The sequence below is a fragment of the Microbacterium sp. C7(2022) genome, from assembly GCF_028823665.1.
In the GTDB taxonomy this organism is placed as follows: Bacteria; Actinomycetota; Actinomycetes; order Actinomycetales; family Microbacteriaceae; genus Microbacterium.
On sequence record NZ_JAPEHV010000004.1, the window covers coordinates 76,822 to 101,873 of the forward strand.

At 65.3% G+C, this 25,052-nt stretch carries 21 protein-coding genes; 14 read left to right on the top strand and 7 right to left on the bottom strand.

The window, feature by feature from the left end:
* Window positions 1-285: 285 nt before the first annotated feature.
* Window positions 286-2,178 (bottom strand): chaplin family protein, encoded by a 1,893-nt coding sequence (locus ON062_RS06670; RefSeq protein ID WP_274646358.1) that lies wholly within the window; start codon window positions 2,176-2,178, stop codon window positions 286-288.
* Between the two features lie 99 nt (window positions 2,179-2,277).
* Window positions 2,278-3,435, bottom strand: coding sequence for a hypothetical protein (locus ON062_RS06675; protein WP_274646359.1), 1,158 nt, complete (start codon window positions 3,433-3,435; stop codon window positions 2,278-2,280).
* A gap of 464 nt (window positions 3,436-3,899) precedes the next feature.
* On the opposite strand from ON062_RS06675, the gene dnaB reads away from it, so the two are divergent.
* Window positions 3,900-6,470, top strand: a complete 2,571-nt coding sequence (gene dnaB, locus ON062_RS06680; protein ID WP_274646360.1) for a replicative DNA helicase — start codon at window positions 3,900-3,902, stop codon at window positions 6,468-6,470.
* Window positions 6,470-6,715, top strand: a complete 246-nt coding sequence (locus ON062_RS06685; RefSeq protein WP_274646361.1) for a hypothetical protein — start codon at window positions 6,470-6,472, stop codon at window positions 6,713-6,715. Before dnaB ends, ON062_RS06685 begins: the two co-directional genes overlap by 1 nt.
* A gap of 221 nt (window positions 6,716-6,936) precedes the next feature.
* Here the strand turns inward: ON062_RS06685 and ON062_RS06690 are convergent, their stop codons facing one another.
* Together ON062_RS06690 and ON062_RS06695 are read right to left on the bottom strand one after the other, a co-directional pair.
* Window positions 6,937-7,299, bottom strand: a complete 363-nt coding sequence (locus tag ON062_RS06690) for a carboxymuconolactone decarboxylase family protein (RefSeq protein ID WP_274646362.1) — start codon at window positions 7,297-7,299, stop codon at window positions 6,937-6,939.
* Between the two features lie 288 nt (window positions 7,300-7,587).
* Complete coding sequence (locus tag ON062_RS06695; RefSeq protein WP_274646363.1) at window positions 7,588-7,725, bottom strand: hypothetical protein; 138 nt, start codon at window positions 7,723-7,725, stop codon at window positions 7,588-7,590.
* A gap of 514 nt (window positions 7,726-8,239) precedes the next feature.
* Here ON062_RS06695 and ON062_RS06700 point away from each other — a divergent pair.
* From ON062_RS06700 to ON062_RS06710, 3 genes are all read left to right on the top strand, one after another.
* Window positions 8,240-8,488, top strand: coding sequence for an addiction module protein (locus ON062_RS06700; RefSeq protein WP_274646364.1), 249 nt, complete (start codon window positions 8,240-8,242; stop codon window positions 8,486-8,488).
* Complete coding sequence (locus tag ON062_RS06705; protein ID WP_274646365.1) at window positions 8,485-8,805, top strand: hypothetical protein; 321 nt, start codon at window positions 8,485-8,487, stop codon at window positions 8,803-8,805. Before ON062_RS06700 ends, ON062_RS06705 begins: the two co-directional genes overlap by 4 nt.
* 216 nt (window positions 8,806-9,021) lie before the next feature.
* On the top strand, window positions 9,022-9,291 hold the full coding sequence (locus ON062_RS06710) for a hypothetical protein (protein ID WP_274646366.1): 270 nt from the start codon (window positions 9,022-9,024) through the stop codon (window positions 9,289-9,291).
* Between the two features lie 949 nt (window positions 9,292-10,240).
* Here the strand turns inward: ON062_RS06710 and ON062_RS06715 are convergent.
* The 3 genes from ON062_RS06715 to ON062_RS06725 all read right to left on the bottom strand — a co-directional run bounded on the left by ON062_RS06715 (window position 10,241) and on the right by ON062_RS06725 (window position 12,287).
* Window positions 10,241-10,435 (bottom strand): hypothetical protein, encoded by a 195-nt coding sequence (locus tag ON062_RS06715; RefSeq protein ID WP_274646367.1) that lies wholly within the window; start codon window positions 10,433-10,435, stop codon window positions 10,241-10,243.
* A gap of 130 nt (window positions 10,436-10,565) precedes the next feature.
* Window positions 10,566-11,612: a TM2 domain-containing protein gene (locus tag ON062_RS06720; RefSeq protein WP_274646368.1), complete on the bottom strand. Its 1,047-nt coding sequence runs from the start codon at window positions 11,610-11,612 to the stop codon at window positions 10,566-10,568.
* Between the two features lie 42 nt (window positions 11,613-11,654).
* Window positions 11,655-12,287: a hypothetical protein gene (locus ON062_RS06725; protein WP_274646369.1), complete on the bottom strand. Its 633-nt coding sequence runs from the start codon at window positions 12,285-12,287 to the stop codon at window positions 11,655-11,657.
* A gap of 187 nt (window positions 12,288-12,474) precedes the next feature.
* Here ON062_RS06725 and ON062_RS06730 point away from each other — a divergent pair, with 187 nt between their 5' ends.
* The 9 genes from ON062_RS06730 to ON062_RS06770 all read left to right on the top strand — a co-directional run bounded on the left by ON062_RS06730 (window position 12,475) and on the right by ON062_RS06770 (window position 25,048).
* Entirely contained in the window at window positions 12,475-14,487 is a 2,013-nt protein-coding gene (locus ON062_RS06730) for a hypothetical protein (protein WP_274646370.1), read from the top strand.
* Between the two features lie 8 nt (window positions 14,488-14,495).
* A complete protein-coding gene (locus tag ON062_RS06735) occupies window positions 14,496-16,106 on the top strand; it encodes a class I SAM-dependent DNA methyltransferase (protein WP_274646371.1) in 1,611 nt (536 codons plus the stop codon).
* Complete coding sequence (locus ON062_RS06740; RefSeq protein ID WP_274646372.1) at window positions 16,103-17,266, top strand: restriction endonuclease subunit S; 1,164 nt, start codon at window positions 16,103-16,105, stop codon at window positions 17,264-17,266. The genes ON062_RS06735 and ON062_RS06740 overlap by 4 nt, the downstream gene beginning before the upstream one ends.
* A 43-nt stretch (window positions 17,267-17,309) precedes the next feature.
* A complete protein-coding gene (locus tag ON062_RS06745; RefSeq protein ID WP_274646373.1) occupies window positions 17,310-17,822 on the top strand; it encodes a hypothetical protein in 513 nt (170 codons plus the stop codon).
* 3 nt (window positions 17,823-17,825) lie between these two features.
* On the top strand, window positions 17,826-19,046 hold the full coding sequence (locus ON062_RS13935) for an exonuclease domain-containing protein (protein WP_274646374.1): 1,221 nt from the start codon (window positions 17,826-17,828) through the stop codon (window positions 19,044-19,046).
* A gap of 77 nt (window positions 19,047-19,123) precedes the next feature.
* Window positions 19,124-19,792 carry a hypothetical protein gene (locus ON062_RS06755; protein ID WP_274646375.1) on the top strand — a complete coding sequence of 223 codons (669 nt, stop codon included), beginning with the start codon at window positions 19,124-19,126 and terminating at the stop codon, window positions 19,790-19,792.
* A gap of 30 nt (window positions 19,793-19,822) precedes the next feature.
* On the top strand, window positions 19,823-21,127 hold the full coding sequence (locus tag ON062_RS06760) for a hypothetical protein (protein WP_274646376.1): 1,305 nt from the start codon (window positions 19,823-19,825) through the stop codon (window positions 21,125-21,127).
* A 113-nt stretch (window positions 21,128-21,240) separates the two neighbouring features.
* A complete protein-coding gene (locus tag ON062_RS06765; RefSeq protein ID WP_274646377.1) occupies window positions 21,241-24,426 on the top strand; it encodes a type I restriction endonuclease subunit R in 3,186 nt (1,061 codons plus the stop codon).
* The gene (locus tag ON062_RS06770; RefSeq protein ID WP_274646378.1) at window positions 24,419-25,048 is read left to right on the top strand and encodes a hypothetical protein; all 630 of its coding nucleotides are present in this window, start codon (window positions 24,419-24,421) and stop codon (window positions 25,046-25,048) included. Before ON062_RS06765 ends, ON062_RS06770 begins: the two co-directional genes overlap by 8 nt.
* Window positions 25,049-25,052: the final 4 nt, after the last annotated feature.

A 25,052-nucleotide genomic window follows, 5' to 3' on the forward strand; every position in this document is an offset into this window, starting at 1 on the left:
GGCTCGCGCTCACATTTCGGTGAGGCGGACCGTCGTGCATGAGACGGGCCCGGGGAACGTCCGCCTCACGCACGAGCGTCCGTCTCAGCGTTTAGCGCAGGTGTGAGCGCAGACGGTGAGCGCAGGGCGCGACGAACCCGCAGGGGGCCAGCCCAGGCACGGTGCTGGACCCCTGCGGGATGTCGAGTGGGGATGTGCGGGAGAGCGGTGGCTTGGGCCGCTCTCCCGCACGGCTCACGCGGAGCTACGCGGGCGTGGCGCTTGGGGTCGCCGCGCCCGGCGTCATCACGCGGAGCGTCGCCGTGACACGAATGCCGCCGCGGCGCCAAGCGCGAGCAACAGCATGCTCGTCAGCAGCGCGGGCAACACCCCCGTCCCTCCGGTCACGGCGAGTGGAGTGGCCGCGGATGCCGCCACCGTGCCGGTCATCGTGGTTGTGGTGCCGGTACCTCCGTTGGTGCCGGTACCTCCGTTGGTTCCGTTGGTTCCGTCGGTGCCGTCGGTGCCGTCAGTCCCATCGGTCCCGTCAGTCCCGTCGGTCCCATCGGTTCCGTCGGTCCCATCGGTTCCGTCGGTTCCGTCGGTCCCGTCGGTTCCGTCGGTTCCGTCGGTTCCGTCGGTGCCGTCCGTTCCGTCGGTGCCGTCCGTTCCGTCGGTTCCGTCCGTTCCGTCGGTCCCATCGGTTCCGTCGGTTCCGTCGGTCCCGTCGGTTCCGTCGGTTCCGTCAGTCCCATCGGTTCCGTCGGTTCCGTCAGTCACGTCGGTGGTGGCATCACCGATCACCGAGATCGCGTTTCCGTCGACCGTGATCGGCAGTGCGATGGGGACGAGAACCTGCAGACCGCCCAGGATGCTGCCCGCACCGCTGGTCGTTCCGACCGTCGATCCGCCGGTCATCGGACCGCCGGTCGCGCCGGTGGATTCGCTGTCTCCGATGACGGAGATGGCGTTGCCCACAACGCTCACGGGTGCGACCACCGGGGCGAGCACCTGGGTGCCGCCGAGGATGGAGTCCTCGCCGCTGGTCCAGCCGTCGGTGACGCCGCCGGTTGCGGCATCCGATCCCGAGCCCGAGGTGGCGCCGGTGGACGTGCTGTCTCCGATGACGGAGATGGCGTTGCCGATGACGCTCACGGGTGCGGTGATGGGTGCGACGACCTGCGTGCCGCCGGCGATGGAGTCCTCACCGTCCGTGGTGGCGACGGTCTCGGGACCCGTGCCGCTGGTTGCGGCATCCGATCCTGAACCCGAGGCGCCAGTGGATTCGCTGTCTCCGATGACGGAGATGGCGTTGCCCACAACGCTCACGGGTGCGACCACCGGGGCGAGCACCTGGGTGCCGCCGAGGATGGAGTCCTCGCCGCTGGTCCAGCCGTCGGTGACGCCGCCGGTTGCGGCATCCGATCCTGAACCCGAGGTGGCGCCGGTGGATTCGCTGTCTCCGATGACGGAGATCGCGTTGCCGATGACGCTCACGGGTGCGGTGATGGGTGCGACGACCTGCGTGCCGCCGGCGATGGAGTCCTCACCGTCGGTGGTGGCGACGGTCTCGGGACCCGTGCTGCTGGTTGCGGCATCCGATCCTGAACCCGAGGTGGCGCTGGTGGACTGGCTGCCTCCGATGACGGAGACAGCGTTGCCCGACACGGTGATCGGAGCGTCGACCGAGACGATGGCCTGCGTGCCCGAGAGCACGCCGTCCTCGCCTGAGGTCTCAGCGACGGTCGCGGGCTCGGATTCCGCGGGCTCGGATTCCACAGATTCGGATGTCGGTTCCGCAGCGGGCGCCGACTCTGACGAGCTGTCGCCGACGACCGACACCGCATTGTTCTCGACAGTCACCGGAACGCTGACGCTCACGATGGCCTGCGTGCCCGAGAGCACACCTTCGAGTCCGTCGGTAACGGTGATGCTCGGCTGAGGAGCCGGCGCGCTGGCCGGTTCGGAAGCCGGCTCGCTCGCAGGCTCGGCGGCCTGCTGCGAGGTGGAGTCGCCCAGAACCGATACGGCGTTGCCGCTGACGGTCACCGGGAGAGTGACGTCGATGAGGGCTTGCGTGCCCGAGGCGACGCCGTCCTCTCCTGTTGTTTCGGCCGCCTGTGCGACCGTGGCGCCGAACAGCGTGATGCCGCCGGCAACCAGCGTGCCCAGCAGGGCGCGCGTGATGAAAGTACGCATGATGATGTCTCCTTTGAAGACTGATCGATTGGTGCGCGCCAAGAGGGCGCGCGAAAGCCGCTGCGCGTCGCGTCAGGGGGAAGCGCGACCGGGGCGTGATCAGTCGGGGGAGACGTCGGTGCTGCCGAGGGGTGCCGGCGGCGCGTGCTCATCGTCTGGTCCAGCGCGTCGCACCCAGGCACGGTGAGCGACGAACGGAATCAGGGCGAGGAGCGCCCAGGCACCAGGACCCGCACCACTGGGTCCTGCGGAGGAAGCCGTCGACAGGCAGAGTCCTGGTATAGACGGCGAGTCTGCGGGCGCGAGAGCGCCGCGAGCAAGGGAGATGACGGATGCCACGGCCTGGCCGGCCGCGACCGTGAACTGCGCCGCGAGGGCGCCGTCTGCGGCCCATGAGAGCGGCGTTGCCGACGCGAAGCGCGCGAGCAGTGCGGCCTCGGCGAGTTCGGCGTCGGTCAACCTCGAGTCGGGCGCAGATGTGCTCGACGAGTCACCGGGCGCGGTGCCCGGTGACTCAGGGAGTGAAGGAGTCCCGGGAAGACCAGGAAGTGTGGGGAGCGTCGGCAGCACGCCGTCAGGCCCGGTGCTCGGGACCGACGGGCCGGTCGGAAGCACGCCATCGACCGTGGTCTCGACCGTTCCGACGGTGTCGACGAGTGTGCGGTCGACGGTCTGGGTCACGTCGGTGACGGCGCCCGGCAGTTCGGCCACGACATCGTCGAGTTCAGAGACGACCTTGTCGACACCCAGGTCGGTGACGATATCGCCGACGATCGGGACTTCTTTCACCGTCTCAACGACCGGCTCGGTGACCTTCTCGACGACCTTGGCTACCGGCTTCGTCACGGTTTCGACGACCGCCACGACCGGCTTCGCGACCTTCTCGACAACACCCTTGTCGACGACTTCTGCGACCGGCTCGGTGGCTTTCTGCACGACCTGCTTGACCGGTTCGGTGACTTTCTGAACGGGGGCCTTCACCGGCTCGGGGGCCTTCTCGACAACCTCGTCGACCACGTCGGTGACCGTCGTGGTGACGCTCTTGACCGTCGTGGTGACGGTGGAGGTCGTCTTCTCGACGAGACCCGTGACGGCACCCAAAACGCTACGTTCGTCGTCGGATCCGTCGGCTGCACGCGCATCTGCGGAGCCGAGTCCGAGGGTGAGGGAGAGTCCCAACCAGGCGAATGCGACACCGGCGCCGATCACGGCGAGTCGGGGCAGAGTGCCCAGACGATGTGCAACTGCGGTGTCCATTTCACCTCCCACGACGAGTAACGCCACGTCCATCCGGATGGGTGAACGCTTGAGGGTGCCTGGAACACCCACGATACGCGCGTGCATGCAGTGTGTCTACGAACTCGTGCAAAAAAGTCGCGATCCGGGGGAATCCGTGGGCGTGCGGGCAGTCGAAGTTGTGCACAGTTGGCGCTAGCATCCACAACCTTCAACTGACACTTCAACCCACAGTTCCTCCACAAGCTGTGAAAACTACAATCCCTGATCAAATAGGCTTTTGGTTGGCAAGAATGGCGAATCCACCGAATCTATCCACAGTGGTTGTGCACAGGAAGATCGGCGTTTCGCGCAGGCTCTCCACAGAGTTATCCACAGGCTGTGTTGCAGGTGTCCGACCCCCTCCATAGCGTGGGGTGCGGCTCGCGCGAGGGCAACCTCGCGCCCGCGAAACCCGACGCCGGCCGATACGGAGGAACGCACCTATGTCGATCGCCGACATCTCTGACGACCGTCTGGGTGGACCCCGCGAGTTCGAGCGCACGCCGCCGCACGATCTTCTCGCCGAGCAGAGCGCACTGGGCGGCATGTTGCTCTCGAAGGACGCCGTCGCCGATGTCATCGAGACGCTGCGCGGCACCGACTTCTACATCCCCAAGCACGAGCTGATTTTCGAGGCGATCCTCACGCTGTACTCGCACGGCGAGCCGACCGACGTCGTTGCGGTCACCGACGAGCTGATCAAGACGGGTGAGCTTCAGCGCGCCGGCGGGGCCGACTATCTGCACACGCTGACCTCGATTGTGCCGACGGCAGCCAACGCCGGGTACTACGCGTCGATCGTGTCGGAGCGCGCACTTCTTCGTCGATTGGTGGATGCCGGTACCCGCATCGTGCAGATCGGATACTCCGGTCAGGGCGAGGCGCTGGACCTCGTCAACAACGCGCAAGCCGAGATCTATTCGGTTACGGGTGCCGAGGCCGCGGAGGACTACGTTCCGCTGACGATCGCCGTCGATGCGGCGGTGGAAGAGATCGAGGCCGCGCGTGGGCGCGACGGCCAGATGACCGGCATCCCGACCGGGTTCAGCGGCCTGGACCAGCTGACGAATGGTCTGCACCCGGGGCAGATGATCATCATCGCCGCTCGACCCGCGATGGGGAAGGCGCTCGCTCTCGACACCCCGCTGCCCACTCCGACCGGGTGGACCACCATGGGTGCCGTCCGAGTGGGTGACGAGCTTTACGATCTGAACGGACGGCCCACGCGCGTGGTCGCGGCGACAGAGGTCATGCACGATCGACCCTGCTACGAGGTCGAGTTCTCGGACGGCTCGACGATCATCGCGGACGCCGAGCACCAGTGGCTGACCGAGTCGCGTTCTTCGCGGCGGGGCGCGGGCGACGCATCCATCGTCACAACAGAACAGATGCTGGCGACGTTGACCGTGGGGGCGGATGGCCGCGCGAACCACTCGGTCCCCAACGCTGCACCGCTGCGTGCACCCGAAGCCGACCTGCCGGTTGCGCCGTATGCGCTCGGCGCATGGCTGGGCGATGGGCACAGCGACGGTGCGCGGATGACCAGCGAAACCGACGAGATCCCGTTGCGCGTCGCGCGCAGTGCGGGACTTCGGGTCGAGTCTCGTGGCGGCATGCTGTACTCGCTCCAGCTCCTCGAGCGCGAGGCCAACGTCCGCGCATGTGAGGTCTGCGGCGTTGAGTTCACTGCGCGGCACCCGCATGTGCGCACGTGCGGCCGCACTTGCGGCCCCAAGAACAAGGGTGCGCATCCCGAGCGCCTGTCGTGTCCTGACTGCGGTGGTGCCTACTCCGGTGAGGCGCAGCAGTGTGCTGCTTGCTACCGTGACCACGGTTCGTTCACGGCTCTGCTTCGCAAGGCGGGCGTGCTGGGCGACAAGCACGTCCCGGCGGCGTACCTGCGGGCGTCGGAATCGCAGCGTCGAGAGTTGTTGGCTGGCCTGCTTGATACTGATGGCACCGTCGTCAAGGGCGTCGGCTCGTGCCAGTTCGCCGTCACGAGCAAGAAGCTCGCCGATTCGGTGTACGAGTTGATCGTCAGCCTTGGCTACCGTTGCGGACGCGCAACCAGGCGGGTGAAGGGTCGCTCAGAAGAGTCTTCGGTCTGCTACATCTTGAATTTCTCGACGCCCGACGAAGTGTTCTTCCTCGAGCGCAAGCGGGCGCTCCACCAGCAAGAACGTCCGATGAACACCCTGCGTACGGGCAGGCGCTATGTGAAGGCGATCCGCCCCGTCGCGAGTGTGCCGGTGCGTTGCGTGCAGGTCGACAACGACGATCACCTCTATTTGGCTGGTGAGTCGATGATCCCGACGCACAACTCGACGCTCGCACTCGACTTCGCTCGTACGGCGGCGATCGGCAACAACATGCCGACGATCTTCTTCTCGCTCGAAATGGGGCGCAGTGAGATCGCGATGCGTCTGATGAGTGCCGAGGGCGCGATCCCGCTGCAGGCGATGCGTAAGGGCACGCTCGACTCGCGCGACTGGACGACGATCGCCTCGACGCGCGGGCGCATCAACGACGCTCCCCTCTATATCGACGACTCGCCGAACATGACGCTGGTCGAGATTCGCGCGAAGTGCCGACGACTCAAGCAGCGCGTCGGCCTGAAGATGGTGGTGATCGACTACCTGCAGCTGATGACGAGCGGCAAGCGCGTCGAGTCCCGTCAGCAAGAGGTGTCGGAGTTCTCGCGCGCGCTCAAGCTGCTCGCGAAGGAGCTGGGTGTGCCGGTGGTTGCGCTGTCACAGCTGAACCGTGGTGCCGAGCAGCGGCAAGACAAGAAGCCCGCGTTGAGCGACCTGCGTGAGTCGGGCTCGATCGAGCAGGATGCCGACATGGTGGTGTTGCTACATCGTGAGGCCGCCTACGAGAAGGACAGCCCCCGCGCCGGCGAGGCCGACCTGATCGTCGCCAAGCACCGAAACGGCCCGACCGACACCATCACGGTCGCCTTCCAGGGCCACTTCTCCCGCTTCACCGACATGGCCCCCGGCGACTTCGGGTGATGTCGGATCCCGACGATCCTTGCGTAAACCGCGATACCGACCGGGCGATTTCGTTCTACGTTTACGGGGCGGATGCCGGTGAGATCATCTCCCAGAGAGACGTCGAACGAGATCGCCTCGAGAGACTTCATGAGACGTTCAAGCTCCGGCGGCGGGTCGACCGGGGCGTACTCGCGAAGAGTTTCCTCGTCAAACATGAGGCCCTTCCGGAGGGCAAGCCAGCGCTTGAAGTCCTTGGGAGTTGAACTTCCCTTGGTTGTTCGTTCGAGTTCGTGCTCACGTCGGAGCTGTTCCCAGGACGGGTCCGCAGGTTCAGCCTCTTCCACGGTCGCGAACGGACGCTCGGCGAGTTCGCTGATCCGTGCGTGACTGAAATGCGTGTCCGAGGTGACGAAGTCCACCTGGTCGAAGTCAAACCACGGATCATCCGTGAAGAGAATAGGAGCGTCCGCCCCGTCACGCCGAGTCAGTCTGCGACAGGCTCTGAGGCCGCGAGGAACTGCGACAGCGCGAGTTGCGCTTCGCCGCCGTAGACGATCGAAGGGCCTCCGCCCATCAGGATCGCGACGCCGATGGTCTCGTTGACCTGCGTGGGAGTCGCGCCCGCTTTGAGGGCGTCCTTGACGTGGCAGGCTATGCAGCCTTCGCAACGGATTGCGATGGCGATCGCGAGCGACATGAGCTCCTTGGTCGCGGCGGAAAGGGCACCCTCCTCGAGGGCCTTCTTGTGCAGGGTTGCGAACCCGTTGATCGTGCCGGGAATCTCGGCGGACAGGCCCGCCAAGCCCTTCATCACGTTGGCTTCGATCTCGACGAAGTTCTTCGACATGGCTCTTCCTTCCTCCGAGGCGCCGGGTCGGCGCCGATCGGCCCCCGAAGCGGGTGACTCCGGGGCCTGATCACAGAATAGCTTCTGTGGTCTGACCACACAAGGATCAGGGACATGTAGCGGCCTGGCCCCGCCTGGTGGGCCCCGGGTCGGCCCGGGGCTCGGAGCGACGAGCCGCGGGGCGCGATCACAGATACGGAGCGAAGTTCGACAGCACCACGGCGTACTCTTGATTAGCGCGGTCTGAAACGTCTCCCATCGAGGATTCTGGGTCAGGGCCTTCGTTCCTCAGGCATCGCGCTTTCCCGCCGTCATCCGCCACCGCAGACGGGCACGAAGGTCGCCCGCACCCTCATCCCCTCGTCGGAGGGGCGGTATCGAGAAGCCGAAGGACACGCTCCACGAGCCGGTCGCCGCCGTGTTCACTCGCTGACCTCGCCACGACGGACCAGAGGATGCGGGCGTAGTCGAGTGCCGCCTCCTCGCCGAACTGCCGCAGATCGACGGCGAACCAATCCGCGCCGGCGGATTCGACCGAGCGATGTCCTCGATGCTCTGGGATTGCTAGGTGACCGCGACGCCGCGGGCGCGATCTTGATCGCGCACTCGGTCGCGGAGATATCGCCGAGGTTGACCGGTGACGAGTTTTTGACGCGGGTTCACGAGACGTGGAAAGCGGCGCAGGTGTAGACAAGTCCTAGCCCTCGCGCCGGAATCCGCAAAGTATCGCGCCGCGAACGTCGACGAGTTGCCGCAAAGTAGCGCGGATTGCGAGCCGCGCGCGCAAACCAGATCGGGATCCGACAGTGATTGTAGGTTCCACGCCTACTTCGCGGTTTCTACGGACAGATGACGGCTACTCGGCGGTTCCGCCACATTCCGTGGACGGCCGCGACCCCACTCCCGGCGCGGTGTCCCTGGGCCGGCGTACACTCATGCCATGACGCCAAAGCTCGCTGAGTATATTGCCGCAGGCAAGCAGCTCACCGTCGATGAACGGCTCGAGGTCGCCCACGAGCTATTGATGAGTGTGCATGGCGCCGGGTGTGATGACGCGTCTACCGAAGATGAGTGGGTCGCGGAGGTCCAGCGACGCGCGAGCGACATCCTCTCGGGCGATGTCGCGGGGGTTGATGGTCCGGCGAGCCACGCGCGCATCCGGGCCGAACTTGCCGCACGTCGTCGGTGACGCGCACGTGGCGGGAGCATCCCGCGGCCGTTGAAGAACTGCGTGCTTCAGCCCTGTGGTACGACGATCGACGGGCGGGCCTCGGTGACGACTTCATGGATGCCGTCGGAGCCGCGATCGCCAGCATCCTCGATCCGACCATCACCTGGGGTCGATACCTCGGGCGCGAGAGCTCGCCGCAGTACTACTCCCGTAGCGTGCCGGGGTTCCCATACGACATCGTCTACCTCCAGATCGACGGCGGGATCTTCATCTTGGCGTACGCGCAGGAGCGGATGCGTCCCGGCTACTGGAGCGACCGGCTCAAGGACATCTGACACCTCATGAGAGTCGCCTGAGTCATCCCGGCCCGACCGTCTGCGCGGGCGCCACTCGGTCGAGTCTGTGTAGGAATCCGCCACTTGCCGTGGAATCCCGTCCGCGAGATCGATGTCATTTGCCGTGGAATCCCGGCAGTCTCCACCATCTCGAGCGGGAACCTACAGTGATGTTGTAGGCACTCTCCTCGGCGAGGCAGCGGCGATAATGGGGCAATGACTTCTTCCGTGGAACGCCAATCGAACCCGACCGCATGGGTCGCCTTCTGGCTCGCACTGGGCGGCCTTGTGCTGATGCCCATCCCGGTGTTCATCGGACTGATCCTCGGCGGAGGCCTCTCCATCGTCGCCGCGGTGTTTGCGGTGATTGGCCTTCTCAAGGGACTCGCGCGCGGAGGCACGGGCATCGCTCCGGTCGTTTTCGCCGCGATATTCATCGCACTCACGTGGGGTGGCATCTCGCTCGGCGGCGGCATCATTTGGTAACTGCCGCTGCGACGTCGGGGTCTTCCTGCTCGTCGTCGAGCGAGGGTCGATGCGCGGACCGGGCCGCGCCGTGCGAGCTTGACGGCATCGCCGCTCGTGTTCGACGTAGAGTAGCTCGCGGCTCCAGGCCTCGACGACGGTGAACGAGATGGGCGCGTACTCATGGGGGTCGACACCGACGTGAAACTGGCGCCCGTTGGGTCCGCGGTCGTGGGTGTGACGGCGCAGTAGCCGGATCCAGTCATTACAGTTCGATTCGCCCGAGCGCAACGTCCCCCAGGTGCAGCAAGTGCAACCCAAGTGGGACCCGAGGCGCGCTAGCGTCGCTTCCCGTGACCGGGTAGCCCGGCGCTAGCGGCTCTGACATCACCACCCCTGGGAACTTTCCCAACCTCGCGTGTACGAAATGGAGGGAGCCCTCCCTTGCACCACGCTCCCGTCGCGCGGGATCGGTGCGGACGGAGATCGTCGCGGTCGGGGAGCAAGCGGGGAACTGTCCTGCCACACTCACGACACTTGAGAGATGTTGGCACAGGTTCATCGGCAGCTGTGGCAGCGCTCCGCCTCGCTTCCGCCTTCCGCTGTCTCGCGTCAACGGGATTGAGTCGAATCGCCTGACATACCGTGCCAGCGGGGGTGACGTGGGTCGCGAGATAACCTCCCTCTGCAGGAACGCTCGTTCCACAGCCTGGGCACCGCACAGGTTTCGCCATCAACCCTCCCACTGCCAAGTATCGAGGACAAGCGGTGCTGATGCCATCGCCAGACCATGTGCTTCGACATAGACGCCCATCGCGAGGAGCAGATGCACGACGGTGTCAACGTGAGGCGTGACCGGATGGTTGGCACCCGCGATCCTGGCGTGGTGGTGCAGGGCGGGTCGCGCTGCTCGAGTCACCCGCGTGACCCGGGGACCTGCCCGCCACTGCGTCCCGCCCCCTCTCTCATATCAAGCCGCCACGCTCGTCAAGTGATAGCCGCGGCACGCGTCGCATTCGTAGCAGCGCACCTCTCGGCGCCGAGACGGCTGCTGTGCTTCCTCGGCCAGCAGGCGCAGGGTGGTGACATTGTGGAGCGCCGACACCGCCTCGCGGTGATCGCGAAAGCGAACCTTGCGGCAGGTGTGGGATCGGTGCAAAGACATGTGGATCACTTCCTTCGTGCGAGGGCGGATGAAAGCCTGCGGGTCACGGCTTGCAGCAGTGCAACGGTCAGGCGGCGGTGCAACGGCGGGTGGGTCGAGCCACACCGCGGTGACTCGACCCCGCGACGGATCACTCGATCGCGAGCGTCCAGTTCCCATCCGCGTTGACGCTCAGCACCGACGGCCCAGCTGACAGCGGGACGGTTCCTGAGTACGGACCGATCTCGTTCACCAGCAAGCCCAGGTTGAACAGCTCGGATGTCTCTTCGATCACGACGAAGTTGCGCTCGCCGTCGTGGGTCGCGGTCAACGCCCCTGCCCCGCCGTCATAGAGGAAGACGGCATCTCCGGCGCCGGAGTCCGCGACCATCGGCGCCGAGCCCATCGGGCTGATGCGGATGGTCCATGCACCATCGGCGGTCACCTGCAGACGCGCGCCCTCGGCGAGTGAGTTGAGTCCCCATGCGGTCGTTCCCGCGTACGAACCGATCGTGTTGACCAGCAGCTCGCCCGTCGAGTCGTTCGAAGCGTCGAGTACCGAGATCGCGAAATTGCGCTCGCCGTCGTGAGTTGCGACCACGATGCCGCCGGTCGATCCGTCGGGCAGAGTCAGCAGGGTGTCACCCGTTCCGGATTCCTCGACCGCCGCGAAGTCACCCCACTCGCCGTTCGCCCAGCCCGAGACACCGGCGTCTTCGGGCTCCTCGGCCGGCACCTCCTCGACTGTCTCCGGCTCCTCAGCAGCAGGCTCTGCGTCTTCGCTCTGTGCGACGACGGGCGCCGTGGTGTTCTCGTCGCTGGGAGCGCCTGAGTTTCCGCCGCCACCCAGGGCGCTGAGGCCGATGCTCAACGCGAGGACGGCGCCGGTCACGATCCATGCGACCACCCGGTGCTTGCCATAGCCCTCAAGAGGACGCCCCAGCTTGTCGCGGGTTGCGCCGGCGAGCACCATGATCAGGTCGACGAGGATCCAGATGCCGAGCCCGCCGAACGTGATGAGCTTGAGGATGCCGGTTCCTACCTTCCCGAGGTAGAAGCGGTCGACGCCGAACACGCCGAGCAACCATGCGAACAGCCAGGTCGCGATAAAGGACTTCGGTGGGGCCGCCGGCGGTGCCGCGGATGATGCGGCCATCGGTGCGGGCACCTGCGGGGCAGGCGTGTACGGGTCAGTCATTGTTCATTCTCCTTGGTGTGGGTGAAGTGGCAGCGAGCGGGCTCAGTACGCCCACTCCCACCCGTTGCTGGCGCCCATCGTCAAGACGACGGCGCCGTGGTCGGTGGGAAGGTCAAGAACGATCCAGCCCGAGACGCTCTGCGCGGGGCCGATGTCGGAAGGCAGCTGGTCGCTGGCATCCATGCACCACAGGCCGGTACCCATGGGGTCGTTCACGCGCTTGTCGTCGGCGTCGAACGCTTGCCAACCCCACTCGGAGAACGACACCGTGCCGATCTCGTCCTGTGCGAGTTCCGGAGTCGTTTCGATATTGAGGTGGATGCCGACGAGGTGCCCGTTCTCCGCCGAATCGGCGTACTCGCTGGTGCAGTCGATGTCGACCACGATGTCGGTGACTGCGAACTGCGCGGCCGTGACGTCACTGTCGCCGAGCGTGATGCCGGCCAGCTGCCCGACCTCTTTGACGAGATTCCCGCGGTCATTGATGATGCGTTCGCCGTACGTCGCGTCGTCGGCGAGGTCATCAGTCGGTGTCGGCGTCGCAGAGGGAGTTGCAGTCGCGACAGGCGCAGTCTCCGGAAGATGATCCGGGTCGGGCGCAGCCTGCCCCGCGGAACAGCCGGTCAGCGTCATCCCGGCCACTACGGCCAGCGGGAGCAAGAGTGAAGTTCGCATTGTCAGTCCTTTCTCGGAGCGAGCGGACGGACCGTCCCCAGTAGGTCCGTCCGCTCCGACGAGCTGATTCGTTCGTCGCGGAGCAAACGTACGGAAACTGCGCTGCCCGGCTGAGGACTCATCTGATAACCCCACTTATCGCATCCAGTTGGCCTGACGAGCATCCATCCGCGCTAGCGTGGCCACCATGATCACCGCGAGTACCGACCTGCGAGAGGCAGAGGGGCGTCCGGCCCTTCGGCTCTCACTGTCAGACGTCGCTGCGCTCGCGAAGGTGCGCCGGCCGGTGGCCTCGGTGTGGCGCACTCGCTTCGCGACAGGGGAAGATGCCTTCCCCGCGCCGATCACTCGCCGCTCTGGTGTTCCGCTCTTCGATGCGGCCGAAGTAGCCGATTGGCTCATCCGCACGGGGCACGGCAACAACCCCGAAGCACGCGCTGATGCTGCCGCCTCGGCCACGCCCGCCGACTTCGAGTGGGCCGATGAAGAGCATGTGGCCGAACTCGACGCGCTCATCGTGCTCGCGAGCCATCTTGATGCTTTGACGGGAGTCGACCCGACCGAACTGCGCCGGGGCGCCCGCGACATGGACCCGGACGACGCCTTCCTCACCCGTGAGGTCTCGAAGCACCTTGAGCGGGAGCAGGGGTGGACGACATACGCGGATGCCCTGATTGACGCTGCGTACTCGCCCGAGGGCGCCCTCGAGTTCTCCCGCACTCGCCTCGCCGCAACGACTGCCGCAGATGGCTCGGCGGGCGCTCTCGCAGAGACTGCTCTTGACCTGTTCGTCGATGCGACGAGATCGCTCGTTCAGCAGTCGGCTGCGACGTGCCTGGTGATCGATCGAGGCATCGATGAGAGCACCGCCGTGCGCACCGCCACGGGTCTTGCCGAGGATGTCGCGGTCTCGGTCGCGCCGTCCCGCCGGGAACGCAGCATCCGGCGCCACCTTTTCGGCTCCCGCGTGTGGATCGATGACCACATCGACGGCGGGGCCCCGGCAGTGCGGATCGCACGCGTACCGGGCGTACCTGGCGACAGTGTCGAGCGGATGCTCGCGGATGCCGATGACGTCGCCCTCTCTCTCCGCAGCGACGATGTGGCGGTGATCATCGGGCCGGCTCGCGCGCTGATCGACGCGTTGCCTCCCGATGTTCGAGCGTCTCGCGACGACGTTCTGCGGTCAGGGCGGCTCCGAGCGGCCGTGCGCTTGCCGCACGGCCTGGCGACCGCAGCGGCGCGGGAGCCGCTCGCGTTGTGGATTCTCGGCCCTACCGTCGGCGATGTTCCGCGCGGCGACCGAGTGACAGCGGTCGCCGATCTCATTGATCACGAGCTCACGGACGCGACGCGCGCCGACCTCGTCAGTGACGTGCTCGCGGGGATGGGCAGCCGCGCCGACGCTATGGCACGCACGTTCCGGTTCGCTCGCCTCGTCCGCACCGCGTCTCTGCTCGCGCGATCGGGTGCGCTCCTTCCCGCGCGCACAGCGCAGGCGACTTCCCAGACTCGGGCCGCGACGCTCGCCGCCCGCCTGGACGCCGCTGAGCGAATCGCCGGGTCTGACTTGCCGAAGAGCATCGCCCCCATCAGCGGGGACGCAAGCGCCGTGGCCCCCGCGATCCTCGGCGACCTGGTGTCGCAGCGCCACGCACGGATCGTGCCGGGGACAAGACTCGCGCCCGAGCACCTCGGCGACACCGGTCTGATCGTCATCACCGCCGAGAACCTGGGTAGCGAGCGCCCCAATCGCGGGCGCATCGATCCATTGGTGTTCGCACAACAGCATCCCTCGGCGCAGCTCTCCCGCCCCGGGGACGTCATCTTTCGCACCGCGCCGACGGCGATGGCATGGGTCGATCACGAGGGCTCGCATGTCGTTGCCTACCCCGCGCGCACCCTCCGGATCACCGCCGCCGACCCCGGCGGGCTCGTCCCCGAACTGGTCGCCGCCGACATCGCCACCCAACCCTCCGGGCCTGGTGCTTGGAAGCGGTGGATGCTGCGCCGGGTCGCCCCCGCGGCCATCGCGCCGCTTCGCAGCGCCCTCGCGGACATCACAGCCGCTCGCTCCGAACTCGAGAGCCGCGTCGCGAACCTGGACCACTACATCGATACGCTGACAGCGGCCGTGGCTGCCGGCGCCGTGACATTGACCGACCGGGATGCCGCGCCCGCGGCATCCGACATGCAGTAAGGAAGCACATGCCCCGCACACCGAAAGCCGCACCGCAGGCGCCGTCGACGATGAAAGAGCTGAAGGACACGCTCTGGAAGGCTGCCGACAAGCTGCGCGGCTCGATGGATGCATCGCAGTACAAGGACGTCATCCTCGGGCTCGTGTTCTTGAAGTATGTGTCGGATGCCTTCGACGAGCGCCGCGCGGCTATTCGCGCCGAGCTTGCCGCCGATGGCTATGACGATGAGCAGATCGCCGAGCTGATCGACGACACCGACGAGTACACCGGGCGCGGCGTGTTCTGGGTGCCCGCGAACGCGCGATGGGGGTTCCTCGCCGAGAACGCGAAGGGGTTCGGTCCGTCGATGGATGGTCCGGAGAAGTCCATCGGCGCGCTGATTGATGAGGCGATGGATGCCGTCATGCACGCCAATCCGTCGCTCGCGGGGACCCTTCCCCGCATCTTCAATCGCGACAGTGTCGATCAGCGCCGACTCGGTGAGCTGCTCGACCTGCTGAATTCGGCGCGCTTCTCGGGCCAGGGCCAGTCGGGCGAGAGTGGAAAGCGCGCCCGCGATCTGCTGGGCGAGGTGTACGAATACTTTCTCGAGAAGTTCGCCGCTGCCGAAGGCAAGCGGGGCGGTGAGTTCTACACGCCTGCCGGTGTGGTTCGCGTGCTCGTCGAGTTGCTGCAGCCGACCCATGGACGTGTCTATGACCCGGCGTGCGGGTCGGGCGGTATGTTCGTGCAGGCCGAGAAGTTCATCGATGCCCACCACGGTGAGGGCTCTGACATCTCGGTGTACGGGCAGGAGCTCAACGAGCGCACGTGGCGCATGGCGAAGATGAACCTCGCGATCCATGGCCTGTCGGGCAACCTTGGGCCGCGATGGGGCGACACCTTCGCCCGCGACCTGCACCCCGACCTGCAGGCAGACTTCGTGATGGCGAACCCGCCGTTCAACATCAAGGACTGGGCGCGCAACGAAGAAGACCCGCGCTGGCGCTTCGGTGTGCCGCCAGCCGGCAACGCGAACTATGCGTGGATCCAGCACATCCTCTCGAAGCTTGCCCCGGGTGGGCAGGCCGGTGTCGTCATGGCCAACGGCTCGATGTCGTCGAACTCGGGCGGGGAGGGCAAGATCCGCGCCGAGATCGTCGAGGCCGACCTCGTGTCGTGCATGGTTGCGCTGCCGACCCAGCTGTTCCGGTCGACCGGCATTCCGGTGTGCGTCTGGTTCTTCGCGAAGGACAAGGGTGCGCGAGCAGGCGAGGTGCTGTTCATTGACGCCCGCAACCTCGGCCACATGGTCGACCGCGCCGAGCGTGCCCTGTCCGACGAGGACATCGCTCGGATCGCGGGGACGTTCCACGCATGGCGAGGAGTCGATTCGGATGCCGCGCCCGAAGAATACGCGGACGTGCCGGGCTTCTGCTATTCGGCGTCACTCGCCGAGATCAAGGCCGCCGATTACGCACTGACGCCGGGTCGCTACGTCGGCGCAGCAGAGGCGGAGGACGACGGCGAGCCGATCGAAGAGAAGCTCGCGCGCCTGCGGGCCGAGCTCGAGGCGCACTTCGTCGAGTCGGCGCGGCTGGCTGAGGTCGTGCGTGAACAACTCGCGAGGGTTTCATGAACGCGCTTCCTGATGGATGGACCCGCCGACGCGTGGAGGAGTTGGTGCGGGTAACTCGAGGAGCTTCCCCGCGACCCATCAACGATTGGATCGCGCACGAAGGTACTCCGTGGGTCAAGATCTCCGATGCCACCGCCTCACGCGCGCGCGTGATCAGCGCAACTCGAGAGTTTATTCGAAACGAGGGACGGGCCCGGAGCGTAGTCGTGCATCCAGGCGATCTGATCGTCTCGAACAGCGCTACACCCGGGATTCCTCGATTTATGGGGATCGAGGCATGCATTCACGACGGTTGGCTCTTGCTCCGCGACCTTCGCGGGCTCGATCCGTCTTTTATGTACTACACGATCGAGAACGATCGATCATTGCTCTTGGAGCAGGGCAACGGGTCCATCTTCACGAATCTCAAGACGGAGATCCTGAAGCGGCATCAAATCGCGGTCCCCCCATTGGCTGAGCAGCAGGCGATCGCCGAGGTGCTGAGCGCCCTCGACGACAAGATCGCCGCCAACACGGCCCTCGCCGAGCGAGCCGATGAACTCATGCACCGCACCTTCAGGAGCATGACCGCGGCCAGCGAGGTTCCGCTCTCGGGCACTGCGGATTTCGTCAACGGAAAGGCTTTCACGAAAGGCGCGAGCGGAACCGGTCGCGTGGTGGTGAGGATCGCGGAGCTCAACGGGGGTATAAGCGGGTCGACGGTGTTCTCCGATGCGATTGTCGACGACAAGCACGTGGCACGGCCTGGAGACATTCTGTTTGCCTGGTCTGGTTCACTGACTCTTCACCGTTGGTTCCGTGACGAGGCAATCGTTAACCAGCACATCTTCAAGGTGATCCCGCGAGATAGATATCCCGCATGGCTCGTGTACGAGCTGGTGAGGCAGAAGCTCGTCGACTTCAAGGCGATCGCCGCTGACAAAGCCACCACCATGGGTCACATTCAGCGACACCACCTCGACGAGGTCGTGGGGATTCCCTTCTCGAGCGAGGTCGACCGTCTGAACCCGCTGATGTCCGCGCTCTGGGGTGCGGCGCTGAACGCCGAGCAAGAGTCGCGCACGCTCGCGGCAACCCGCGATGCGCTGCTTCCGCAGCTCATGTCGGGGAAGCTGCGCGTGCGCGATGCTGAGGAAGCGGCATCCGCCGCTGGGGTCTGATCCACACTTTCAACACAACTGTTCGTCTGGGGAAAGGGAAAGCATGGGGGTTCTGCTTGAGGTCGCTGTCGAATACGACAAAGACTGGACGGTCTGGTGGTGGGTCGGCGCGGCCGTGATCGGCGCGTTGGCGGTGGCGCTCGCTGCGACCGCCCCGACGCTGTGGGGCGTCATCGATGATCACGAGAATGAGGGCGGTCGCGGCGCGCTGCTGATGCGAATCCTTCTGAGCATTGCGGGGATCGCCGCTCTTGTCGTGCTTGTCGTTCTCCCCGGAACGATGATGAGGCACATCGAGATCCACTCGCACGTATGGTGGGTCGTCTTCGGCTGGGGACTCGCTGCGGTGTTCCTCTGGTGGGCGGGGTCAGCCTGGTACACCCGCTGGCTGGCGTGGGTACCCGCGATCGCGATCGGCGCCGGAGTGATCGTCGGCGCCGGCAACGACGCGTTGCATCGCCTGGCCTCGTGGATTCCGATGGCCGCGGGCACCTTGCTCACGCTCATCGTTGTGGGCGTGGTGGCATTGGTCCTCTACAACAAGGCGCAGGACTGAACCGTGGGTTTCGCAGTAGTCGACTTTGAGACCACCGGCATCCTGCCGTCTTACCATCACCGCGTCGTCGAGATCGGCGTGACGCACGTCGAAGACGATGGCACGGTTACCGCGCGGTGGGAAACGCTGATCAACCCGGAACGCGACCTCGGACCGCAGCACATCCACGGCATCCGCGCTGCGGACATTCTTGATGCGCCCGTCTTCAGTGACATCGCGGCTGAGTTCGCCGACCTCTTGCGCGGCCGCGTGTTCGCCGCCCACAACGCGGCATTCGACCTGCGATTCCTGCGGGCTGAGTTCGAACGCGCGGGGTATCGACTTGAAGGCGACGCGCCGAGCATGTGCACAATGAGGCTCGGCGAGAACTTCGGCCTCGGTGCCTCCGGGTCTCTCGCGCACGCATGCGCGACACATTCCATCGAGCTCGCCCACGCGCACAGCGCTGGGTCGGATTCGTTCGCTGCGGCGCAGCTTCTCTCGCACTACCAGCGCTCGAGCGCCACCTGGCCGGGTTGGGGTGACTACTGGGCCAGTGCCGCCGCCGCGGGTCGTGCCTACCGGTACCCGGTGGGCACGCCGACCGGCGTGCTCGGCAAGCCGCGCTCTGAAGCATCCGCTGCTCCGGCAAGCTTTCTCGAACGCATCTCAACCGATGCTGTGCGCGAGACGGTCGATGGGGCCGCGGCCGAGTACTTGGCGCTCCTTGACCGATGCCTGCTCGACGGGTTCATCTCGACGTCAGAAGGCGCGCAACTGGCCGAGGTTGCTGGAGAGCTCGGACTTGCCCGCGCCGCGATCGACGGCATTCACCGCGACTACTTTGTTGACCTGGAGCGTCGAGCGTGGGCGGATGGCGTCCTCACCGACGACGAGCGCGCAGACCTGCGAGCAGTGGGCGCATTACTCCAGCTCGATGAAGCGTCGATCGCTGCTGCCATCGACGATGAGCCGCCCGCGGCGGCCGCCGACTTGGAGAGAGCCGGACACTTCGAGGTGCCCGACGGTGCCGTCATCGTTCTCACCGGAGACATGGCGCGGGAGCGGTCGTACTGGGAAGCCGCTCTGCGCTCCCGTGGGTATGTGCCGCATCCGACGGTCACGAAGAAGGTCGCGCTCGTTGTCGCCGCCGACCCCGACTCTCTGTCTGGCAAGGCGAAGAAGGCGCGTGAGTACGGAATCCCGATCGTCGGCGAGAGCTGGCTTGAGGGCTTCCTCGCCTGACGGGCGACGACCGACTGTCCGACACCGGGTAGATTCACAGGACTGGAAAGTCGCATGCATCTGGGGAGATACAACGCATGACAACCACGGCCACGCCGCCAGCCTCGACCGCACGACCGCAGAAGCCGGCCAAGAAGACGCCGCTGTGGGCGAAGATCATGCTCGTCCTGGTGATCCTGGCGGCAATCGCCGGCGCCGCCCTGGTGGCCTTCAACGTCGGCAAGATCTTTGGGGCAACCGAGTCTCGCGACACGCAGGTGATCCGCTCGATCACCGGCGAGGAACAGGTGATTCTTGTCACGGCTGGCATGACCGACGTGCAGGAGGAGCGTGAAGACGGCCTGGAATTTGCGATCGGCGACTGGAGCCTGTTCACATTGCCCGGTAGCGACCGTTCTGTGTTGGTGCGATACGAGTACGACGCGAAGTTCGGCATCGAGGGCAAGGATGTGGAAATCGTCCAGACGGGCGACGACTCGTACCTCATCACGATCCCGGAATTCATCTACCTCGGCTACGCGAACCCCGATCTGAGTGTCGCCAACGAAGAAAACGGCCTTCTGAGCTGGACCACCCCCGAGATCGATACGACGACGGTGTTTGAAGATTTGCTTTCGCAGCAGGCCGTCGAGCAGCACATCGACGGATTCCGTCCGGTGCTCGAGGAGCAGGCCGAAACCTTCTACACCCGGATCGTTGAAGCCATCGATCCGGCGATCACACTCGAGTTCGAGTTCACAGACTGACTCCGCCAGCATCCGAAGAGAGACGACGACATGACCGATGAGACCGAAGCCCTCGCGGCCGCGGATGACGAGCTTCAGCTGATCAGTGACGGCGACGGGATCGTCGTGTTTGGCGATCCGAGCGCGGTCGACCGATTCGTCGCGTCGACAGGTGCGCCGTCGCGCGAACTGGATCTGCGGCCGCTCAACACCGTGCTGGCGAAGGGCGGGTCAGCGCTTCAGGCGACGTCCGAAATTTCGGCGAACGCGGGCCGCTGGATGAAGCTTACAGAAGAATCAGCGCGCGCTGCGCAGGTCGCCTCGCTGGGCTCGAAGAGTTCGAGGTTCGTGAAGCGCAGCGAAGGTGTCGTGCAAGCGACGACCCGCGGCGCCAACGGGCAGTTCACCAAGAACCTGCAGTTCATCAAGCCCGGGAAGGTCGGCGCGACGTTGACTAATCCGGCGCTCCTCACCGGCGTCGGTGGACTCATGGCGCAGTACGCCATGGAGCAGCAGATGGCGGAGATCACGGAGTACCTCGCGAAGATCGACGCGAAGGTTGACGACATTCTGCGTGCGCAGAAGGACGCAGTGCTCGCCGACATGATCGGCGTCGAGCTGATGCTTGACGAGGCGATGGTCGTTCGGGCAGAGGTCGGCCGCGTCTCCGAGGTGACGTGGTCGAAGATTCAGGGATCGGCATCCACGATCGCGCGAACCCAGGCGTACTCGCTCCGGCAGCTCGACGCGCTCGCCGAGAAGCTGGAGAAGGAAACGAAGATCGGCGACCTCGCTGAACTCTCCAAGGAGGCACAGGACACCGTCGTGGAGTGGCTCGCCGTTCTCGCGCGATGCTTCCAGTTGCAGGACGCCATGGCGGTGTTGGAGATCGACCGGGTGCTCGATGCATCACCCGAAGAGCTCGACCGTCATCGCCTTGCGCTGCACACAGCGCGCCAGCGGCGCACGGATGCGATCGCGAAGGCGACGACGCAACTCGTCGGCAGGATGGATCAGGCCGCAAGTCGCGCGAACGCGAAAGTCTTGCTCAATCCCATTTCAGCCAAGACCGTCGTCAACGCGAGCAACGACGTTGCTGCAGGTGTCAAAGACTTGCACCTCACGCTCGGTCTTGCCGATGAACGCGAGTTTCTCGAAGCTCGCCGGTGGTCCGCTGCCGCGGCCGATGTTCGCGACGGGGTCGTCGGCGCGGGCAAGGACGGGCTGCAGACGGCGGGTCGATTCGGGACAGAGACGCTGGAGAGCGCACGCATGTCGACGGGCCGCCTCGCGGAGAAGCTCGCGAACCGACTTCAGCGCACGGGGCAGGCCGACGATTCAGCCCAGGAAGACTGACGAAACGTGGGTCGCCTTGCAAGCTGCCGTCACGCTTTCGTGGGCGCCCGCACACTTCCGTTTGCGCTTGCATACATTCGTGCGAGCGGTGGCATCGGAGAAAGGGCCTCACTATGACAACCGCGCTCCCCGAGTCAGCATGGGAGAACGACGCTCTCGAGACGCTCTCCGAGCCACTCGGGTGGCGTCCGTCGAGAGGTGAGGCGATCGCTCCCGGCAGTGGGGAGCGCGAGTCGTGGGACGATCTGCTCATCCGGCCCCGACTGCTCGACGCCCTTCGCCGACTCAACCCCGGCGTGCCGGGCGAGTATCTGCAACAGGCCGTCGCTGAGATCGCAGCACCCAAATCGCAGGACGCGATCACCGAGAACCACCGGATCCACCAGTACCTCGTTAGCGGGTACCCGCTGAGCTATCTCGACTCGGACGGCGTCGAGCAAAACCCGCGACTTCGCCTGCTCGGCACGCAGCCACATGAGAACGACTGGCTCGCCGTCAATCAGCTGACGCTTCGCCAAGGCGACCTGCACCGCCGCTTCGACATCGTGCTCTTCGTCAACGGCATGCCCCTGTCCATCATCGAACTGAAACGCGCTGGCTCAGCGTCCACGGGTGTTGCTCCCGCGCACGCTCAGCTGCAGACCTATCTGCGCGAGTTCCCGATGGCATTCCGATTCTGCGTCCTCACGCTCGCCACTGACGGGCTCGAGGCGAAGTACGGGACGCCTTTCACACCGCTCAACCACTTCGCTCCCTGGAACGTCGACGACGATGGTGCCCCGCTCACGCAACCGCGCATCGAGCACGGGACGTCGGTGGAGCCCATCGACGACGCGCTCAACGGTCTGTACAACCAAGAGCGCTTCCTGCAACTCGTTCGCAGTTTCACCGCGTTCGACGAGAATGCGGACGGTCTCACCAAGCGGCTGGCGAAACCGCACCAGTACTTCGCCGTGACGAAAGCCGTCGGCAGCACCGTGCAAGCCGTCGAGACGAACGGTAAAGCAGGCGTGGTGTGGCACACGCAGGGGTCCGGCAAATCCATGGAGATGGAACTGTACGCGAATCTTGTGTCGCGGCATCCGAAACTCAAGAACCCCACCGTCGTCGTCGTCACCGATCGCACAGAGCTGGACGGACAGCTCTTCCAGACATTCGATCAGAGCCTGCTGCTCGCGGAGAAGCCCGTGCAGGTGCGAGAGCGTGCTCAACTGCGCGATGAGCTCGGCAACCGTGTGACGGGAGGCATCTACTTCACGACGCTGCAGAAGTTCGGGCTTACCGAGGCTGAGAAGCAGGCGGGCACACAGCATCCGCTCCTCACTGATCGACGGAACGTGATCGTCGTCGTCGACGAAGCCCACCGCAGCCACTACGACGACCTCGACGGATACGCCCGCCATCTGCGCGATGCGTTGCCGAACGCCACACTCATCGCCTTCACGGGAACACCGATTTCGTTCGCGGAGCGCGACACCCGCGCGGTGTTCGGCGACTACATCGACATCTACGACCTCACGCGCGCCGTCGACGACGGGGCCACCGTCCCGGTGTACTTCGAGCCCCGGCTGATCAAAGTCTCGTTCTCCGACGGCGCGAGTGAGGAAGACATCGATCGCGCGGCAGACGAGTACACGCGCGGCCTCGACGACACTGAGCGCGCCCGGCTTGAAGCATCCGTCGCTGTCGTCAACGCGGTCTACGGTGCACCGGAGCGCATCGACACGCTCGCTCAGGACCTCGTGAAGCACTGGGACGAGCGACGGGAGCGCATGAAGCCGTTCCTCGACTCGCCGGGGAAGGCGCTCATCGTGGGAGGCACGCGCGAGATCTGCGCACGTCTCTATTCTGCGATCGTCGCCCTCAAGCCGGACTGGCACTCGGACGCACTCGACAAGGGCCGCATCAAGGTCGTGTACTCGGGTTCGGCATCGGACCAGCCGCCAGTAAGCGATCACGTACGGCGCGACTCTGAGAACAAGGCGATCAAGGCGCGGTTGAAGGATGCCTCGGACGAACTCGAACTCGTGATCGTCAAGGACATGATGCTCACGGGTTTCGACGCGCCGCCGCTGCACACGCTGTATCTGGACCGACCTCTCAAGGGCGCGCTGCTGATGCAGACGCTTGCTCGGGTGAATCGCACGTTCCGCGGAAAGAAGGATGGACTGCTGGTGGCGTACGCGCCGCTCGCCGACAACCTGGCCAAGGCACTGTCGGAGTACACCGTCTCAGACCAGGAGAACAAGCCGATCGGCCGCGACATCGACGAAGCGGTGTCGATCGCCACTGAGCTGGTCGCACAGATTCGCGACATGCTCGCTGACTGCGATTGGCGCGCGTTGGTGCGCCAAGGCGGTTCGCGTGCATGGCGCACGGCCGCGACCATGGCGACGAACTACCTACGCGACGTCACCAACCCTCTGAACGCAGAGGAGCTTGGCACGGAGCGGTTGTCGTCGCGATATCGCACAGCGACGGGACAGCTTGCGCGGGCATGGGCACTTGCCTCAGGGCGGGATGCGCTCGCCGAACTGCATGACGAGATCGCTTTCTACGAAGAGGTGCGCGTGTGGATGGCGAAGTTCGACGCCGCCGAGCGCCAGTCGCGCGATGAGCCGATCCCCGAGGAGATCTCCCGCCTGCTCGGCACGCTGGTGGCTGACTCGATCGCACCCGGCGAGGTCGTCGACATCTATGATGCGGCCGGGTTACCGCGCCTGACTCTCGACAATCTGGGACCGGAGTTCCTCGCCAAAGCGCAGGCGGCGCCGAATGCCCACCTAGCGATCGAAGCACTGCGAAAGTCACTGACGGATGCCGGCTCGGCGGCGACACGGGGTAACCTCGTGCGGCAGCGTGCATTCTCAGAGCGGATCTCAGAGATCATGGCCCGGTACACGAATCAGCAACTGACCTCCGCAGAGGTCATTGCCGAGCTGGTTGAGCTTGCGAAGGACGTCGCGGCGGAAGCATCCAGAGGCTCAAACTTTACGCCCGCGCTGTCGAACGACGAGCTCGCGTTCTACGACGCGGTCGCCGCGAACGAGTCGGCGGTCACCGTCCAGGGCGAGGACGTGCTTGCGCAGATCGCGCGGGAATTGGTCGCCGTGATGCGGCGGGACGTTCGCACCGACTGGACGGTGCGCGACGACGTGCGAGCGAAGCTGCGCTCGTCCATCAAGCGACTGCTGGTGAAGTACAAATACCCGCCCGACAAGCAGCCCGAGGCGATCAAGCTCGTTATGGATCAAATGGAGGGCATGGCGCCGCGGTACGCGGAGGAGCGGCATGGGTAGCGTGATGGTCGAAATGGAGGGAACGAAGATGGTCCTAGCTGTTAGCGACGACGGGATGGTTGTGGAGCTCCGGAGCGATGGAACTTGGGCGGTTGCCTCAACGGTGAGCACCGCGTCGGGTGACTTCCGGGGGCTCTCTTGGGGCTCGTCGGTCGCAGATGTCCGGGCGCGAGAGCGCCGCGACGCCAAACTTGAAGGTCAGGACGTATTGGTGTTCCCGGAGCGGGTCTCCGACATGGAGGCGGACGCCGCATACATTTTCGTGGCAGGTCGCTTGACTCGTGCGAAGTACATATTCACCGAGAAGTTCACCAGCCCGAATCGCTATCTCGTTGCCTATCAGCAGGTGAAGACGCTGTTCTCAGGAAAATACGGAGAACCAGATGAAGACCTACCTGTATGGCACGACAACCATTACCGCGATGATCCTGATGGCTGGGGCTTGGCAGTCGAGCGCGGCGATCTGACGTTCTTCACTTCGTGGACGACAACGCGAACTGAGATTTCCCTGATCCTGCACGGGAACGACTACGAATCGCAACTCAGCGTGGAGTACACGTCCTCTGCGCTCAAAGCGTGGGCTGAATCCGTGCAGCTCGAAGCCGAACATGATTTGATCTGATGTT

Bases quoted from the DNA above. Each gene is read 5' to 3' on its own strand.
- ON062_RS06670 (WP_274646358.1), bottom strand. From the start codon at position 2,178: ATGCGTACTTTCATCACGCGCGCCCTGCTGGGCACGCTGGTTGCCGGC.
- ON062_RS06675 (WP_274646359.1), bottom strand. From the start codon at position 3,435: ATGGACACCGCAGTTGCACATCGTCTGGGCACTCTGCCCCGACTCGCC.
- dnaB (WP_274646360.1), top strand. From the start codon at position 3,900: ATGTCGATCGCCGACATCTCTGACGACCGTCTGGGTGGACCCCGCGAG.
- ON062_RS06685 (WP_274646361.1), top strand. From the start codon at position 6,470: ATGTCGGATCCCGACGATCCTTGCGTAAACCGCGATACCGACCGGGCG.
- ON062_RS06690 (WP_274646362.1), bottom strand. From the start codon at position 7,299: ATGTCGAAGAACTTCGTCGAGATCGAAGCCAACGTGATGAAGGGCTTG.
- ON062_RS06700 (WP_274646364.1), top strand. From the start codon at position 8,240: ATGACGCCAAAGCTCGCTGAGTATATTGCCGCAGGCAAGCAGCTCACC.
- ON062_RS06710 (WP_274646366.1), top strand. From the start codon at position 9,022: ATGACTTCTTCCGTGGAACGCCAATCGAACCCGACCGCATGGGTCGCC.
- ON062_RS06715 (WP_274646367.1), bottom strand. From the start codon at position 10,435: ATGTCTTTGCACCGATCCCACACCTGCCGCAAGGTTCGCTTTCGCGAT.
- ON062_RS06720 (WP_274646368.1), bottom strand. From the start codon at position 11,612: ATGACTGACCCGTACACGCCTGCCCCGCAGGTGCCCGCACCGATGGCC.
- ON062_RS06725 (WP_274646369.1), bottom strand. From the start codon at position 12,287: ATGCGAACTTCACTCTTGCTCCCGCTGGCCGTAGTGGCCGGGATGACG.
- ON062_RS06730 (WP_274646370.1), top strand. From the start codon at position 12,475: ATGATCACCGCGAGTACCGACCTGCGAGAGGCAGAGGGGCGTCCGGCC.
- ON062_RS06735 (WP_274646371.1), top strand. From the start codon at position 14,496: ATGCCCCGCACACCGAAAGCCGCACCGCAGGCGCCGTCGACGATGAAA.
- ON062_RS06740 (WP_274646372.1), top strand. From the start codon at position 16,103: ATGAACGCGCTTCCTGATGGATGGACCCGCCGACGCGTGGAGGAGTTG.
- ON062_RS06745 (WP_274646373.1), top strand. From the start codon at position 17,310: ATGGGGGTTCTGCTTGAGGTCGCTGTCGAATACGACAAAGACTGGACG.
- ON062_RS06755 (WP_274646375.1), top strand. From the start codon at position 19,124: ATGACAACCACGGCCACGCCGCCAGCCTCGACCGCACGACCGCAGAAG.
- ON062_RS06760 (WP_274646376.1), top strand. From the start codon at position 19,823: ATGACCGATGAGACCGAAGCCCTCGCGGCCGCGGATGACGAGCTTCAG.
- ON062_RS06765 (WP_274646377.1), top strand. From the start codon at position 21,241: ATGACAACCGCGCTCCCCGAGTCAGCATGGGAGAACGACGCTCTCGAG.
- ON062_RS06770 (WP_274646378.1), top strand. From the start codon at position 24,419: ATGGGTAGCGTGATGGTCGAAATGGAGGGAACGAAGATGGTCCTAGCT.